Below are 13,802 nucleotides of genomic sequence, written 5' to 3'. Positions count from 1 at the left end.
ATGTTTTGACCAGTTTAAGATCTACTGGGTTTATAGACGGTTTGGCGACTGGCTCATTTTTAAATCTTTTGGACAGGATAAGTTCAAATGGGAGTTGAAAAATAAAGGTTAAAGAATTTTTTAAAAAAGATAAACAAAGAATAAACAAAAAATCTAAAACACATGGATTTCATGCACGGTCTTGTAGGTAAACAATTCATCGCCAGCAAACCAGAGAGCAACTTCAGCTTTGGCTTCTTCGAGATTTCCTGAAGCATGAATGATGTTTTTAATGGAACGACCTTCTTTATCTGTTGCGGCATAGGAATGATGTGAAAAATCTCCACGTATCGTTCCTGGTGCAGCTGATTTAGGTTCAGTTGATCCTACCATTTTACGAACAAGTTCTACTGCATGAAGTCCCTCAAGAACCATGGCAATGACTGGACCTTCCGTAATCATTTTCTCAAGACCCGGATAAAAAGGTTTGCTTACAAGCGCAGCATAGTGTTTTTTAGAAAATGAAGCGTCAATCCATTTCATTTTCATGCCAACGATTTTAAGACCAACGTCTTCAAAACGTTGAATAACACGTCCGCTTAATGCTCGTTGCACACCATCAGGTTTAATGAGAACGAGAGTACGCTCAATCATTTTACTGTTCACCCTTGACCGCAGCAGCTTTGGTAGCTGATGCTTGAGCTACTTTTTTCTTTTCTGCATGGAATGATTTGGTCCAACGGGTAGTACGAGGTAAGCGTCCAAGTTTTAAATAATTCTTTTTTGCTTTTGAATCTTTGAAATAGACGATTCGACCGTCGGCAAAGACATACATAATGCCTGTACCTGGTTTAATTTCATCTCCGGAAAATACGCATTTAGGCATAGTAAATCACCTTGGTTTATTTACGGCCACTGCCGCTATTACCGCCACGTCGGCCACCGCCAAGACGTTGCGCTTCAATCTCTGTTTCAAGTAGCATGAGGATATCACCTACTTGGACAGGACCTTTGACGTTACGACGGATTGCTTTGTTTTTATCACGACCGTCTAAAATTTGACACATGACTTGCGTAAGCTCGCCACGACTTCCTGCTCGGCAAACGATCTCTTTTACTTCAGAGGGAATACCATCTGTAAAACGAACGTCACCTTCACTTTTTTGTTCAGCTGCTTGTTGTTCGCCACCAACCGCTGCGGCTGGTTTTTTTTGTGGTGCTGCCATGTACTCTCACCTATCCACGAGCAATAGCTTCAATAGCTGCTTTTGCCTCTCCTTCTTTAACAATAGCAACTGCAGCAGTTCCAACTGCAAGACCGGCTGCTGCACCAAGATCTTCTTTTTTTGCAACTTGAACGCAAAGAATTTTTTTGTCTTTGCACAAAAGAGGAAGATGCATAACTACTTCTTTTGGATTTACATCGGCAGCGAAGACAACTAATTTTGCTTCTCCTTTTTCGATGGCTTTGGTAACTTCATTTGCTCCTTTACGGATTTTTCCGGATGTGCGAGCAACTTCTACTGCTTCTAAAACTTTTGCTTCATTGGACATAGTGTATTCGACCTCGGTTAGTTTATTTTTAATTAAGACAGATTTAGGCAAGAAAAATCTTACCTCATTGGCTTTGCCAATTCACTGGTATTCTTCTAAATTAGGCGGCTTTTTATAAAGGTTTCTTAGTGAAGAAGCTATTAATTACTTCTTGTTGGTTAAATGCTAATTGCATATTGAGAAGTTCTTTTAGTGTGACCCACTTCCATTCAGACACATATTTAGGATTAGGATGAGGAATCCCTTTAATTGAACCATAAAAATAGAATACGATTGACGGCACGTGAACGGTTTCAGATCGATAACACAAAAATGTGGGATCAAATTTACATTGAATATCCGCTTGCACTTCCTGTGTCACTGCTTCTGAAGGATCCAATGTTCTTTCAAATGCGCCACAACCGCCAATGAATGCCCACATCCCTTTGAATGGTTCACGGCCGCGTCTAATGAGTAGATACTTTTCTTCAGACATATTTTTAGAGGTACTTAATGCATTTTCTGGCGTTTCTGACACGTCCTGAGTGATGATGGCAACAGTTACAAGCAGAGGTTGGGGCATGGCAGCAGAAAATGAGAAGCTTTAGATTATAAATCTTAAGTTAGAAATCTTAAGAACAAAAATGAAAAAAAGCAAGAAAAAAACTTTGGAAGGCTGGAATGCTTAACTGCACCATGCAGCAGGGTGTGCTCCGTCAGCAGGGTTACATTGAACAGGACAGGTTACATCATACCACTGAACAAATTTTCCGCGAACGTGTTTAAATTTTCCCCACCAAGAGTTATTTTCCAGACAGCTTGCTTCTTGAAGAACTCGGTTGTTAATACATTTATCAGTATAGCTAAATTTCTTTCCGCTAGATGAAACTCCTTTAGCAGTTCCACCAATTGCTGACTGTTTTTCAACATCTCCTTGTCCAATCCCTGTTGCAACTAAATCACTATCTTCGCAACTGCGTACCGAACTGTGGAGAGAATTTTTCCATTTAGCAGTAGGAGCTACTACCGCAAATGCGCTCATTGCTACTAGCACAATCATTATACTTACAATAATTAGTTTTTTCATCTTCAATCCTCCTTTAGATGTTAAAAATAGGTGGTCCATTATAAAGATGTTTATTCTTGAGAAGACGTTTTGGTCTTTATTTTGGTCCAGATAGACTAAGCGACAAATTTGCACAAAAGCGATGAAAAAAGAGGAAGATGTTAAACGGGAGGGTATTAAAAAAAGAAAATTAAAAAGAAAAATTACAGATTAACTACACCAAGCATAGGGGCGTTCTTTGGTAGCAGGATTACATTGTTTTGTACAAGTAACGCGATGTGTCTGAAAGAATTTGCCTATTCGAGTTCCAGCACCATTTGAACAGGATACTTCCTGAAGAGTTTTTCCATCAAGGCAACTATCGCTATGGGTGAATGGTTTACGAAACATATCCATTCCTTTCACTTGACCTGGTGCTAAGGCTTGTTGTCCAACATCAGAATGCATTAAACGTCGTTGTTCGAATTTGTCGGCAACCATACCTTTTTTGATGAATAACCAATCTTTGTCTTCACAGGATTTTACTGCAGTTTGTTTTGGTCTTTCCCAAGACATAGCAAAGACACTCGAACTAATTACGAGCAACATTACCACCATAATAGCTATCTTTCTCATTTTAACACCTCTTCGAAGATTTTGATAGTAGGAGAATGTTCCTTTTGCATATATAGGTTTTTATTTTCAATTGCCAGAATCATTTCATCAGGTAATAGTTTCAATGGAAGAAAAAGAAGAAAAAAACAAATAGCTAAGCAGATATATTTTTAATATGTTTTAATATTCAAATTAATTCATGGCAAAATCAAAACTACTTTTTATTGATCTTTCACAGAAAAAAACTAAATCGATTGCTGAGGCAATTACATCTGAAACAGCACGCAAAGTGATGGATCATTTGTCAGATAAGGTAGATACGGAACAGCAGATTGCTACAACTCTGGGGCTGCCGATCTCGACGGTCCATTATCATATTCAAAAATTGATGGAAGTAGGATTAGTGAAAGCAGATGAGTTTCATTATTCTGCGAAAGGACGTGAAGTGAATCATTACAAATTAGCGAGCCAATATATTGTGATTGCGCCATCTCGTGATACAGTGTTTCGGGAACGGTTGAAGGCGTTATTACCTGTTGGCGGGATTGTTGTGGGGATTGCTGCAATTTTACGTTTAATTGAAAGAATCGCTGTTTCTCAACCAGTTTTGACAACCCCAGATATAGCTGCAAAAAGTGCTGAGTTAACACAAGAAGCCGTGATGGCTGCCCCAACTTTAATGATGGAAGTTGCCCCAGTTGTACAAACTACAAGCGTAGACTTTTCATTGTGGTTTTTGGTTGGCGGACTGAGTGCAATGGTAATTTATGTGTTAGTAGCGTTTATTCAGGACAAAATTAAGAGAAAATAGGTTTAACTGGGATTAAAGTCTACTCTAGGATATATAAATAAGCTCTTCTTAACAGATAATAGGTGATCAACATGAGTGAAAAAATACTTGGATTAATTGGAATTGGAATTTGCGCTATTCTTTTATTTGGCGTCTTTATGGCAGTCAACAAAGAACCGGCAGTTGTGGGAAATACACAGGCAGGGGAAGAACAGCGGCTCAACACGGTTAGTGTTACAGGAGTAGCTGAAGAGAAAGTTATGCCAGATCAAGCAATCTTGCGTCTTGCAGTGATGACTGAGAGTTTGACCGCAGCAAATGCTGAAGAAGAAAATTCATTGAAGATGAATCGGGTGATGAAAGCGCTTCGTGACAAAGGAATTGCAGAGAAAGATATTGTGACAGAATATTACAATTTGTATCCGTACCAGAATTATAATTATCAAACTGGACGCAGTGAAGAGAAAGGCTTTCGTGCACAGCATACTTTACGTGTAACTGTACGTGATATTGCCAAAGCTGGTGAGATCATGGATGTTGCAGTAAGTGCAGGAGTTACCAATGTTGACTCAGTCTCGTTTAGTCTCACTGATGATAAAGAGAAACAATTGCGGGAAGAGTTAATTGGACAGGCTGCAAGCAAAGCACGTGAACGAGCAAATTTACTGGTTGATGCTTTGGGTGCAAAAGTAGGAAAAGTTGTGGCTGTGAGTGAAACTGGGTATCAACCACCAATTTATTATGCACGAGATATGGTTGCTATGAAAGCAGAAGCAGGTAGTGCTCCTAATGCAGTTCCTACCATTACTCCAGAAGAAATAACTGTGTCTGTGCAGATTAATGTGGAATTTGCGATTGAGTAGATGAATGTGTATTCTTTTCTTATTTTTTGGTTTCTTTCTTTTTTGTAGACTTTTTTTAATGGGTGTGAGAGAGAGAGAGAGAGAGAGAGAGAGGATTATTGAGTTTTACCCATACTTCTTTTTGAGAATAAATAACAATAATGCACCAATGAAAAGAATAATATTGGTTACATAAATAAATGGATCTGCTTGAAACAAACCGTATATGACCCAAAATATACCATTAAGTAAACCTATCAGAATGCCAAACCACGCAAGATCATTGGTTTTTTTGGTCTTGAATGAGACCCACACTTGAGGAAAAAAGAGACTAGCCGCTGTAATCGAACCTAAAAGACCGAAAACTGCAGGAATGTCTATCATTTTTTACATGAATTTGCTTACGGTGTCAATCTATCCCGATCTCTCGGAAATAAGGTGACTTCTCGGATGTTTTTTATGCCTAAAATCTGCATTGTTAGTCGTTCAACGCCAACGCCCCAGCCTGCATGAGGCGGTGCGCCGTAGCGGAAGGAATCAATATATGATTTGAAGTGGTCTGGATTGAGTCCTTTGACTTTTAATCGTTCGATAAGTAGTTCTGGAAGATGAATCCGTTGTCCGCCAGAGCAAATTTCCATGCCTTGATAGATTGCATCATAACCATAGGAGAGATGTTCGCCTTTTGGCATGATGTAGAAAGGTTTACCCGCAAGTGGCCAATCATGAACAAAGATGACAGTATCGGGATATAATTCTCCTAATTTTTGCTCTGATTCGCCAGAGAGATCATCTTCTCCCATTTCCACATGATGTTGTTTCATGAGTGTAGCTACCTCAGCAAACGTCATGTATTTCACTGTAGGAATCTTAGGGAGAACTTTAAGCACTTCGAGATCGGTAGCGTTGCGTTCCAGAATTGTTTTCACAATGTATTGTACACAACGACCTAGTACATCCATCGCAACTTTATCATCAGCAAAAGCGACCTCAAAGTCCATTTGGCGCGCTTCGTTAAGATGTCGTAGTGTGTTGTGTTTTTCTGCGCGCCATACAGTAAAAACGGAGAAAACTTTTTCTAATGAACAGGCAGCCATTTGTTTGTAAAGCTGACAGCTTTGAGAAAGAACTGCGGTTTTTTCAAAATATTGAACTGGATATAATTCTGTTCCCCCTTCAGAAGATGCGCCGATGATGGACGGAAAAATACATTCTGTTGCTCCTTCGTTAACCATAAACTCACGAAATGCAGCAAGTAAGGTGGATTGAATTTTGAAAATTGCCTGCGTATCTCGTCGATGAAGATCTACATAACGATAGTCTAGACGTTTGGAAAGTTCGTTAGTAAGCGCATCGCCGGTTGTGGAGATGGTAATTGGCAATGGTTCTGCTACGTTAAGAATATCTAACTTTTGAATCTCGATTTCAACGGTTTTTTGGGTTACTTCCTCACTTTTCACCACTGCTTTTTTGACTAATCCAGTAATAGAAATAGCTGACTCTGCGAGAAGTTTGTCGAACGTAGGGAACTGAGCTTGATCCATTAAGATACATTGGACCACCCCAGTGATATCGCGTAATTGTAAGAATTTAATTTTGCTTTGACCACGCAAGCTATGAACCCAGCCTTGCACATTAACAGTGTGTCCTTCTTGAATTTGATTGATATGAGTACGTTGCATATGACGTTGAGAAGAGGAGGGGTTTTTATTATTTATGGTATAAAATGAAGAATGAGAAAAAGATGAAAAAAGAGGGAATTAAGACAAATCCCTCAGTTTAATTAGTTAGACCTCAATTCCAAACACTACTCGTAAGAATAATCCTAATAGAAAGGTAATTAATGCGACGCCAAGTGTGAATGTCATCATTTTGAGGAATTGTTTGATGAAAGATCTTGTGAAAAGTATTGAAGTGTAATATGAAATACTCCCGATGATCCCTAAGACAATAAAGAGTAGGATTGCAAGGGCAACGTGGATTGAACTGGATAAAACAAAGGGAATAATCAGCAAAAAGACAACGATAACATACGCAATCCCAGTATACACTGCGGCTTTTCCGGGATGTTTTCCTTTTTCGTATTGGGCTTGCATATAGGCTGAAGATGCCATAGACAGACTTGCAGCAATTCCTGTAATAAATCCTGTTAGTGCAATAAGATGGTTTTGTTGAAGAGCAAATGAAAATCCTACGAGCGCCCCAGTTAATTCGATCAGACCATCATTGATTCCTAAAACAATACTGGAGATAAACTCAACTCGTTCTTCTTTGATCTGATTAATTAATTCTTTTTCGTGTTTTGTTTCATGAGCTATTGCTATTTTAATTTTCTTCTTGAGTTCGGGATCGCTAATCTTACCCAGATAGGTAGTATAATTTTTGATGATCTTTTCTTCTTCACGTTCAAGATATTTAACAATAAATGTGAGACCAAGAATTTTACGTAAAATTTTGAGGAAGAATATTTTTATTGGGCTAACAACAAATGTTTCTGTATTGGTTAATTTTTTCCAGAATTCAAAATCACCTTTTTCATGTTTGGCAAAGTCTTCAAGAATTTTTTTGAAATGAGGATTTTTTTCGACTTTTGCTAATTCAGTGGTGATCCTAAAATGAGAATATTGAGAAGATGCGAAATATGTTGCTGTAGGTGTTGCTTTAATCATCCTGTTCTTCCTCTTTTTGGGAACTAAAGAAAATGAAGTTTATATGTGTTGCGGGAAAGGAAGGGAGAGGGTAGAGAGAGAGAGAGAGAGAGAGAGAGAGAGAGTAAACGGGTAGTTTAAAAAAAGTTCTAAGACAGAATACTAAAAAGAAAAATAATAGAAAACTAAAAAAATCTATTTTCTGTGATCGTCGCGTCTTGGTCGTGCTTGCACGTTAGATCCACGTCCGCGAAAACTACGTTCTCCACTACGTTCTGCTGGTCGTGAAGAACTTGAAGAATCACGAGGAGTTCTCGTTAATTCTCTTGGACCACGAGAACCAGAATGGGAACGTGACCCGCCACGACCAAAACTGGAAGATGATGGTTCGAATGAACGAGGGTTGCGTTGAGTGTGTTGTGAAGGACGTTCTCGAGTTCGACTACCGCCACTGCTTTCACGATCTCCACCTGAAAAGACACTGCGTACTCTTTCAAAAGCAGGAGTTTTTTCACAAGGAATGGTCAAGCGGTTAAGTGACAAGATACGTCGAAAGTTTTCATGATCTCGTGATCCTACAATGTTAATGACTTTCCCATCAGTTCCTGCGCGAGCAGTACGACCAATACGATGAACATATTCTTTAGGATCTGCAGGTAAATCGTAATTATATACATGACTTACTCCTTTGATGTCAAGTCCACGAGCAGCAACATCAGTGCAGACAAGAATAGTTGCGCGTTTGGAATGAAACAATTTCATCATGCTATTGCGTTTTTGTTGGGAGAGACCACCATGAATCGCAATTGCATCCATGTTCAGGCGTCGCAAATTGTCGGTAACGAAATCAGTCCATTGACGAGTGTTAGAAAAAATCATTACAAGACCCTCTTTTTCTTGCGCTAAAAGATGAGCAAGCAATGAGAATTTATCACGGTCTTGTACGTCATAATAAACTTGATGAAGTTTAGTAGGATCAACGCGTTTTTCTGCTTCAATTTCAACAGGGTTACTCATATATTTTTCTGAAAGAACCACGATGTCATCAGAAATTGTTGCGGAAAACAGAAGAGTTTGTCGTTCTTTTGGACAGGCTTTGAGAATTGATTCGACATCATCGCGAAAGCCCATATCAAACATACGATCTGCTTCGTCAAGAACGACGGTTTTTGCGCTGCTTAAATCAATAGTACGGCGTTCTAGATGATCTAGAAGACGACCAGGCGTGGCAACAACAATTTGCGCTCGACGTAACATATCTATTTGTGGACTAATGGAAACGCCACCATAGAGTGCAACGACATTGAGTTTTTTGTATTTTGCAAAACCCATAATTGCGCGGGATACTTGTTCAGCAAGTTCGCGAGTAGGGGTGAGAATTAATGCTTGAATACCACGTTGTGCGTTGGAATTTTGAATGATACCAACACTAAATGCAAGAGTTTTACCTGATCCTGTTGCGGAACTTGCAATAATATCATGCCCACTTAAGACTAGAGGGATTGCTTGTTGCTGAATTAAAGTTGGTTTTTCGAATTTTTGTTCTTCTAATGCTCGTAAAACGAGATCATTTACGCCTAATGTTTTGAATGCTTCCATTTTATTTTGTGTACAGTGTTCTGTACTATTTCAACTCCATGTTGTACTTATAGTCTATAAGAAACTAAAAATTATTGATACGTTTAGTTCCTTGCATAAACGCAATAGAAACGCTAGTTGTAGCCTTGTTCTCATGCGTCACACAGCGAAGAAAGAGAGACTTGGCTTCTCCGCTAGCTATAGTGGGTGTGTAAAATAGGTGTTGTTATATAAAGGTTTAGGATGGTTTGTGGAAGTTTAGGAATTTTTTCTGAGGATTTTGATTATGCCTTTGTTTGCGTCAACTTCAACAAGATCTCCATCTTTTAAGATCTTAGTTGCAATCTTTGTTCCAATAACACAGGGTTTGTGTAATTCTCTTGCAACAATGGCTGCGTGAGAAGTAATGCCACCTTCGTCGGTGACGAATGCAGCAGCTTTGTGCATGGCAACGGTCATCTCTGGTCTAGTCATAGAAGACACGAGAATATCACCTCGTTCAACGCGTAAAAGATCATGGGTCTTGAGCACAATCACCACTCGACCTTGAGTTTTACCCATAGAAGCAATGGTGCCTTTAAACTCTGTTGTTTCGAGAGTTTCTTCTTGAAGATGTTGATAGAATTCTTGTGCTTGCTTTCCAGAAAAAATGATTCTTTCGCTTTTACTTTGGACTTCAACCATCATCACTTTGCGTTGTTCTAATTCTTTTGGAGAAATAATTTTTTTGGTGGTGCAAAGATGAACTATTTCTTCAGGAGAATATAGCCAAAGGTCTTCAATGTGGATTTCGTAGTCTTTGCTCACTCGTTCCAAGAATATTTTATGATAATGGTTTGCCAGCAAGACGTATCCTTTACGAATATCCTGCATTTCGAAAAAAAGTTCATTAACTTTGATGTAAAGTTTTAATTTTGAAGTAGGTGTGTGCTTTGTGAAAAATGTTTTTTTCTCCTCTTTAATAACTTTAGGACTTTGTTCTAACTGTTTTATTTTTTGTTTGATTTCTACAACAGATAATGATGCAATGACATGAACACGCTGCTCAAATTCTTCTAATGAGATCTCTTTAATGCTAGCATAGTTATTCTGAACCCAAAACCATTTCTGCTGATGTTTTTTAATGGCTTCTTGTAACTTCGTTTGGTTCTTTGATTTCTTGTATTCTAATGTAATTGTGAGAAGGTCAAGTTCTTCCTTCGTTACAAATGAGTGTGCTACCGGAGAAGTGAGAAGGACTGTAGTCCCTTTTAGTTCAAGTTTATATTTATCACAAAACTTTTCAATCTCAGGATGAATCCACAGTTCCGGTTGAAAACTGCATGCTTCTTGAACTGCTACAGCAAGTGCATATTGTGAAAGATAATCCTCAATAAAGATTTGATATTTCTTGAAGAAAAGAGGAAATGGTTCGTTAAATTTGATGGATTTCTCCAAGACTTGCGTACTTTTATCTAAATTTTTACACAACCTTTTCCAATCAGCATAGTGCTTTGAAAGATACGTTTTATCCGTCTCCACTTTAGTAAGATAATGATTACGCAATGCAGTTAATTCTGAGGGGATATAATACAAGGTCCAATAACGATCATGAAATGTTGAGATAATTGATTTGAAGTAATACCCCTCATATTTTCCCCATCTATTCCATAGTAATGGGACGAAATCAATAGCATAGAAGCGAGCATGAAAGCCTTTGTGAATGAATGGAGGGTTAATACCGTATTTAGAAACAATTTTTTCAACGGCAGGGGTAAGTTTACTCATTACATAATAGAAACCAAAAGATGCTTTAAATGTTACGTTGTCTAATCGTTTTAGACTTTTTCTAATGGAGGTATAAACTGTATAATTGCCTATCACCCACAATTTTAAATTGCTAAATGATGTTTTGATGATATGGGTCAAAGTTTAGAGATTTATACTCTTGAGGCAGGGCTTTTTCATCTTACAAGGCAACGAGAACTTAAATTACATGAGCCAACTTTGCGTTTACCGCTGGTTAAAACTGTTTTTTTGGGTAGAGCAGTTGGTGGCGCTGAAGATAGCTATTGCGAAGGTGCGGACGTTATGCCAATTATTTCAAGGGACACAGATCCCCATTATGAGGCAACACAGATAGGAATCCCATTTATTTTTCAACCTCGAGTAGCATATACGGGACGCAAAATTGTCTTTCCTTCCTCAAGGCAGTGGATTAGTGCCACCCATGGAGCTATTGATTGTGAAACACTTGATGAGAGGGTAAACTGGCATTACATTCACCGATCAAAAAGTGGATCACAAACAGCACTATGGGAACCTGGTAGCGAGATGAGATTTGTGACTGATAAAGGAGAGAGGTTAGATTTTGGTTTTGGAAAACAACCGTTCGAGGAGAGGTATTTATTATTTGGGTTTATAGAAAACTATTTGGCAGGAGATACTCGACTCCCTTACAATTCAGGATATGTGCATATTACAAGAAGAACTACAACTACATATGGAGATAGAAGCACGACGTTTTCTTTATGAATATTTGATACTAAAAAATACAAAAAAAATTATTGTGTTCTGAGTCTCTGTGCGCCCACAATCTTCTTGATTGCATGAACATACGCGATAGTTCTCATATCATGTGGACCTTTGTGATAGTCTGGCCAGAGGTTATTAAACGCAGTGACCATTTTGTCTTTGAGTTTCTCACGCACTTCAACGTCTGTCCAATAATAGCCCATGTTGTTTTGTACCCATTCAAAATAAGATACCGTAACTCCACCGGAATTGGCAAGAATATCTGGTAAAACCAAGATTTTACGTGCATGAAGTAAGACGTCTGCTTGGGGAGTGGTAGGCCCATTGGCAAGTTCAAGAATAATTTTGGCATTAATTTCTGCGGCATTGTCTTTGGTGATTGCACCGCTTAACGCTGCGGGAACAAGAACTGTGCATGGTAATGCAAGAAGTTCGGCTGGTGTAATTTTTTGCGCATTAGCATAGGATGTGACCATATCCGTTTTGTCTTTGATTGCAATGAGATCTGAAATATTAATTCCATTTTGGTTATAGATTGCTCCTTTGGAATCAGAAACTGCAACGACTTTGAATCCGTGTTCTGCAAGTAATTTTGCGGCGTTCATTCCCGCGTTGCCAAAACCTTGGACGACGGCTGTTTTGTCTTTGAGATTCAATTTATGTAATGCTTCTTCAAGAATGTAAATACCACCTAATGCCGTCGCAATATCACGTACTTTGGAACCACCTAATTCTAATGGTTTTCCGGTAATAAAACCAGGAGCGGACTGTTGAGTGAGAGTTTCATATTCGTCTAACATCCATGCCATGATTTGTGGAGTTGTATATACATCAGGTGCAGGAATATCTTTGGTTGGACCAAGATGTTGATAAAACGCTTTAACATACGCGCGACTTAGTTCTTGGAGTTCCTCTTTGGAGAGTGTTTTAGGATCAACGGTCACACCACCCTTACCTCCCCCATAAGGTACATCGGCAACTGCTGTTTTAATGCCCATCCAGAACGCAAGCGATTTTACTTCGTCGAGTTCAACTTCGGGATGAAAGCGAATGCCCCCTTTGAATGGACCACGTGCGTTGTTAAATTGAACACGATAGGCAGGATAGGTTTTGCCACGCACGTGCAGCTGAGCTGAGAGTTCACGTACAGGTGTTTGAAGTTGTTGGAGTTCTTGCGGAGTAATGTTTGCAAGCGGTGCGATGCGTTCAAGAAAGGTTTGTATGGAGTTGAATGTCATGGATTGAGGAGGTGAAGAAGGATTTAAATGTGTTGTGGAGGTTGATACTTTAGATCCACTAATTTTAAATAGTACTCTTAAGTGACTACAATTATGGCACTTTTAAACTGGGATAGATTAGAAGTACAAGCAGAATATGAGAGCAGAAGATATGGACAAGTAGAAATAAATCCAGAAAAACCATATGAATCACGATTAGCAGTTGCACTTGCTTGTGATAAGCGAGGTGCTGTTCCAGAAGCAATTGAAGCGATGACAGGTGTTCCGCTTCATTTGTATGATCGAGGGACACTTCAACAACAGATGGTTCAGAGAACAACAACGTATGCAGGAAATCCTCAACGATTTTACGAAGCATTTCCAAAAGTAGATACTATCTAACTTCTCCACTCGCTATTTCTTTATATCTTTGAGACTATTCTCTATGTTTATGAGACCACGGTATGTACTTGGTATCAGTCTTCTTGCTGGATGTAATGCTCATCTCTATCAAGGAGTTCATTTTGAGCATGAAGGGGGACCGAATTGGAATGGCGGTCCGCGCACCTGTGTGCAACGGTATAATCAGAAAGATTCTGCAGATAGATTAGAAGGGTGCTTAGAAGCTCATTTTGAAGAGGGAAATAGGTCATCAAGTGAAGGTATTCCTCTTAGCTCACAACGTAGTACCACGGTAAAAAGATATGGAATTCTAATTGATACGCTATTTAAACATTGGAACTATAAAGATCTTGACCTTGATTTGCGGATCGGAAGTGCTGCACAATTTGATTTCACTACAGGCAATGTTTCGTTCACTGGCGATTATAAATCGGTTGATACAGAGAGTGTGCGAATTCCGCAGGCAGATATTACTTTTCGACTTCGACCATTTATTGAACAAGAATTTCGTTTGGGATATGCAGGTATGCGATTTGGCGTATCGCTATACGATTATGATGAATTGATATTTGTGCCTAATATGGGGATAGGGATTACATTTCCGAAGGATTTTTCACAAAAATAATTTAAAGCACCCTT

General features: G+C 38.9%; 18 protein-coding genes. 5 read left to right on the top strand and 13 right to left on the bottom strand.

All coding sequences use genetic code 11. The features are described from left to right. Nucleotides 1-153: 153 nt before the first annotated feature. The 7 genes from ndk to HYV86_06750 all read right to left on the bottom strand — a co-directional run bounded on the left by ndk (nt 154) and on the right by HYV86_06750 (nt 3,193). Nucleotides 154-633: a nucleoside-diphosphate kinase gene (ndk, locus tag HYV86_06780; GenBank protein ID MBI2573543.1), complete on the bottom strand. Its 480-nt coding sequence runs from the start codon at nt 631-633 to the stop codon at nt 154-156. 1 nt (nt 634) lies between these two features. After that, nucleotides 635-865 (bottom strand): 50S ribosomal protein L24e, encoded by a 231-nt coding sequence (locus HYV86_06775; GenBank protein MBI2573542.1) that lies wholly within the window; start codon nt 863-865, stop codon nt 635-637. A 16-nt stretch (nt 866-881) separates the two neighbouring features. Then, entirely contained in the window at nt 882-1,205 is a 324-nt protein-coding gene (locus tag HYV86_06770; protein ID MBI2573541.1) for a 30S ribosomal protein S28e, read from the bottom strand. Nucleotides 1,206-1,215: 10 nt separating this feature from the next. After that, a complete protein-coding gene (locus HYV86_06765) occupies nt 1,216-1,533 on the bottom strand; it encodes a 50S ribosomal protein L7ae (GenBank protein MBI2573540.1) in 318 nt (105 codons plus the stop codon). Nucleotides 1,534-1,645: 112 nt separating this feature from the next. Beyond that, nucleotides 1,646-2,095, bottom strand: a complete 450-nt coding sequence (locus HYV86_06760; protein ID MBI2573539.1) for an NUDIX hydrolase — start codon at nt 2,093-2,095, stop codon at nt 1,646-1,648. 102 nt (nt 2,096-2,197) lie between these two features. Continuing rightward, nucleotides 2,198-2,599: a hypothetical protein gene (locus tag HYV86_06755; protein MBI2573538.1), complete on the bottom strand. Its 402-nt coding sequence runs from the start codon at nt 2,597-2,599 to the stop codon at nt 2,198-2,200. Between the two features lie 189 nt (nt 2,600-2,788). Then, nucleotides 2,789-3,193, bottom strand: a complete 405-nt coding sequence (locus tag HYV86_06750) for a hypothetical protein (GenBank protein ID MBI2573537.1) — start codon at nt 3,191-3,193, stop codon at nt 2,789-2,791. Between the two features lie 178 nt (nt 3,194-3,371). Between HYV86_06750 and HYV86_06745 the strand changes: the two genes are divergently transcribed. Together HYV86_06745 and HYV86_06740 are read left to right on the top strand one after the other, a co-directional pair. Next, a complete protein-coding gene (locus HYV86_06745) occupies nt 3,372-3,983 on the top strand; it encodes a helix-turn-helix transcriptional regulator (GenBank protein MBI2573536.1) in 612 nt (203 codons plus the stop codon). Between the two features lie 71 nt (nt 3,984-4,054). Next, nucleotides 4,055-4,825, top strand: a complete 771-nt coding sequence (locus HYV86_06740; protein ID MBI2573535.1) for an SIMPL domain-containing protein — start codon at nt 4,055-4,057, stop codon at nt 4,823-4,825. A gap of 105 nt (nt 4,826-4,930) precedes the next feature. Here the strand turns inward: HYV86_06740 and HYV86_06735 are convergent, their stop codons facing one another. The 5 genes from HYV86_06735 to HYV86_06715 all read right to left on the bottom strand — a co-directional run bounded on the left by HYV86_06735 (nt 4,931) and on the right by HYV86_06715 (nt 9,903). Then, nucleotides 4,931-5,188 carry a hypothetical protein gene (locus tag HYV86_06735; GenBank protein ID MBI2573534.1) on the bottom strand — a complete coding sequence of 86 codons (258 nt, stop codon included), beginning with the start codon at nt 5,186-5,188 and terminating at the stop codon, nt 4,931-4,933. A gap of 17 nt (nt 5,189-5,205) precedes the next feature. Further along, the gene (gene aspS / locus HYV86_06730; protein ID MBI2573533.1) at nt 5,206-6,486 is read right to left on the bottom strand and encodes an aspartate--tRNA(Asn) ligase; all 1,281 of its coding nucleotides are present in this window, start codon (nt 6,484-6,486) and stop codon (nt 5,206-5,208) included. A gap of 105 nt (nt 6,487-6,591) precedes the next feature. Further along, entirely contained in the window at nt 6,592-7,473 is an 882-nt protein-coding gene (locus tag HYV86_06725) for a VIT1/CCC1 transporter family protein (protein MBI2573532.1), read from the bottom strand. Between the two features lie 174 nt (nt 7,474-7,647). Next, nucleotides 7,648-9,051, bottom strand: a complete 1,404-nt coding sequence (locus HYV86_06720) for a DEAD/DEAH box helicase (GenBank protein MBI2573531.1) — start codon at nt 9,049-9,051, stop codon at nt 7,648-7,650. A 237-nt stretch (nt 9,052-9,288) separates the two neighbouring features. Continuing rightward, nucleotides 9,289-9,903 (bottom strand): hypothetical protein, encoded by a 615-nt coding sequence (locus HYV86_06715; GenBank protein MBI2573530.1) that lies wholly within the window; start codon nt 9,901-9,903, stop codon nt 9,289-9,291. A gap of 1,026 nt (nt 9,904-10,929) precedes the next feature. On the opposite strand from HYV86_06715, the gene HYV86_06710 reads away from it, so the two are divergent. Beyond that, complete coding sequence (locus HYV86_06710) at nt 10,930-11,544, top strand: hypothetical protein (GenBank protein ID MBI2573529.1); 615 nt, start codon at nt 10,930-10,932, stop codon at nt 11,542-11,544. A gap of 29 nt (nt 11,545-11,573) precedes the next feature. On the opposite strand, the gene HYV86_06705 is transcribed toward HYV86_06710, so the two are convergent. Next, nucleotides 11,574-12,782 carry a Glu/Leu/Phe/Val dehydrogenase gene (locus HYV86_06705; GenBank protein MBI2573528.1) on the bottom strand — a complete coding sequence of 403 codons (1,209 nt, stop codon included), beginning with the start codon at nt 12,780-12,782 and terminating at the stop codon, nt 11,574-11,576. A gap of 93 nt (nt 12,783-12,875) precedes the next feature. On the opposite strand from HYV86_06705, the gene HYV86_06700 reads away from it, so the two are divergent. Continuing rightward, nucleotides 12,876-13,163, top strand: a complete 288-nt coding sequence (locus tag HYV86_06700; GenBank protein ID MBI2573527.1) for a hypothetical protein — start codon at nt 12,876-12,878, stop codon at nt 13,161-13,163. Nucleotides 13,164-13,212: 49 nt separating this feature from the next. Next, a complete protein-coding gene (locus HYV86_06695) occupies nt 13,213-13,788 on the top strand; it encodes a hypothetical protein (GenBank protein ID MBI2573526.1) in 576 nt (191 codons plus the stop codon). Nucleotides 13,789-13,802 lie beyond the last annotated feature (14 nt).

It is taken from the genome of Candidatus Woesearchaeota archaeon, assembly GCA_016188115.1.
Classification (GTDB): domain Archaea; phylum Nanobdellota; class Nanobdellia; order Woesearchaeales; family GW2011-AR9; genus JACPIK01.
Note: the sequence above shows the minus strand (reverse complement) of the source record. Positions and strands in the feature narration are given on the sequence as shown.

What these genes read in the sequence shown, in the direction of transcription:
- ndk (MBI2573543.1), bottom strand. Translation starts at nt 633, where the DNA reads ATGATTGAGCGTACTCTCGTTCTCATTAAACCTGATGGTGTGCAACGA.
- HYV86_06775 (MBI2573542.1), bottom strand. Translation starts at nt 865, where the DNA reads ATGCCTAAATGCGTATTTTCCGGAGATGAAATTAAACCAGGTACAGGC.
- HYV86_06770 (MBI2573541.1), bottom strand. Translation starts at nt 1,205, where the DNA reads ATGGCAGCACCACAAAAAAAACCAGCCGCAGCGGTTGGTGGCGAACAA.
- HYV86_06765 (MBI2573540.1), bottom strand. Translation starts at nt 1,533, where the DNA reads ATGTCCAATGAAGCAAAAGTTTTAGAAGCAGTAGAAGTTGCTCGCACA.
- HYV86_06760 (MBI2573539.1), bottom strand. Translation starts at nt 2,095, where the DNA reads ATGCCCCAACCTCTGCTTGTAACTGTTGCCATCATCACTCAGGACGTG.
- HYV86_06755 (MBI2573538.1), bottom strand. Translation starts at nt 2,599, where the DNA reads ATGAAAAAACTAATTATTGTAAGTATAATGATTGTGCTAGTAGCAATG.
- HYV86_06750 (MBI2573537.1), bottom strand. Translation starts at nt 3,193, where the DNA reads ATGAGAAAGATAGCTATTATGGTGGTAATGTTGCTCGTAATTAGTTCG.
- HYV86_06745 (MBI2573536.1), top strand. Translation starts at nt 3,372, where the DNA reads ATGGCAAAATCAAAACTACTTTTTATTGATCTTTCACAGAAAAAAACT.
- HYV86_06740 (MBI2573535.1), top strand. Translation starts at nt 4,055, where the DNA reads ATGAGTGAAAAAATACTTGGATTAATTGGAATTGGAATTTGCGCTATT.
- HYV86_06735 (MBI2573534.1), bottom strand. Translation starts at nt 5,188, where the DNA reads ATGATAGACATTCCTGCAGTTTTCGGTCTTTTAGGTTCGATTACAGCG.
- aspS (MBI2573533.1), bottom strand. Translation starts at nt 6,486, where the DNA reads ATGCAACGTACTCATATCAATCAAATTCAAGAAGGACACACTGTTAAT.
- HYV86_06725 (MBI2573532.1), bottom strand. Translation starts at nt 7,473, where the DNA reads ATGATTAAAGCAACACCTACAGCAACATATTTCGCATCTTCTCAATAT.
- HYV86_06720 (MBI2573531.1), bottom strand. Translation starts at nt 9,051, where the DNA reads ATGGAAGCATTCAAAACATTAGGCGTAAATGATCTCGTTTTACGAGCA.
- HYV86_06715 (MBI2573530.1), bottom strand. Translation starts at nt 9,903, where the DNA reads ATGCAGGATATTCGTAAAGGATACGTCTTGCTGGCAAACCATTATCAT.
- HYV86_06710 (MBI2573529.1), top strand. Translation starts at nt 10,930, where the DNA reads ATGGGTCAAAGTTTAGAGATTTATACTCTTGAGGCAGGGCTTTTTCAT.
- HYV86_06705 (MBI2573528.1), bottom strand. Translation starts at nt 12,782, where the DNA reads ATGACATTCAACTCCATACAAACCTTTCTTGAACGCATCGCACCGCTT.
- HYV86_06700 (MBI2573527.1), top strand. Translation starts at nt 12,876, where the DNA reads ATGGCACTTTTAAACTGGGATAGATTAGAAGTACAAGCAGAATATGAG.
- HYV86_06695 (MBI2573526.1), top strand. Translation starts at nt 13,213, where the DNA reads ATGAGACCACGGTATGTACTTGGTATCAGTCTTCTTGCTGGATGTAAT.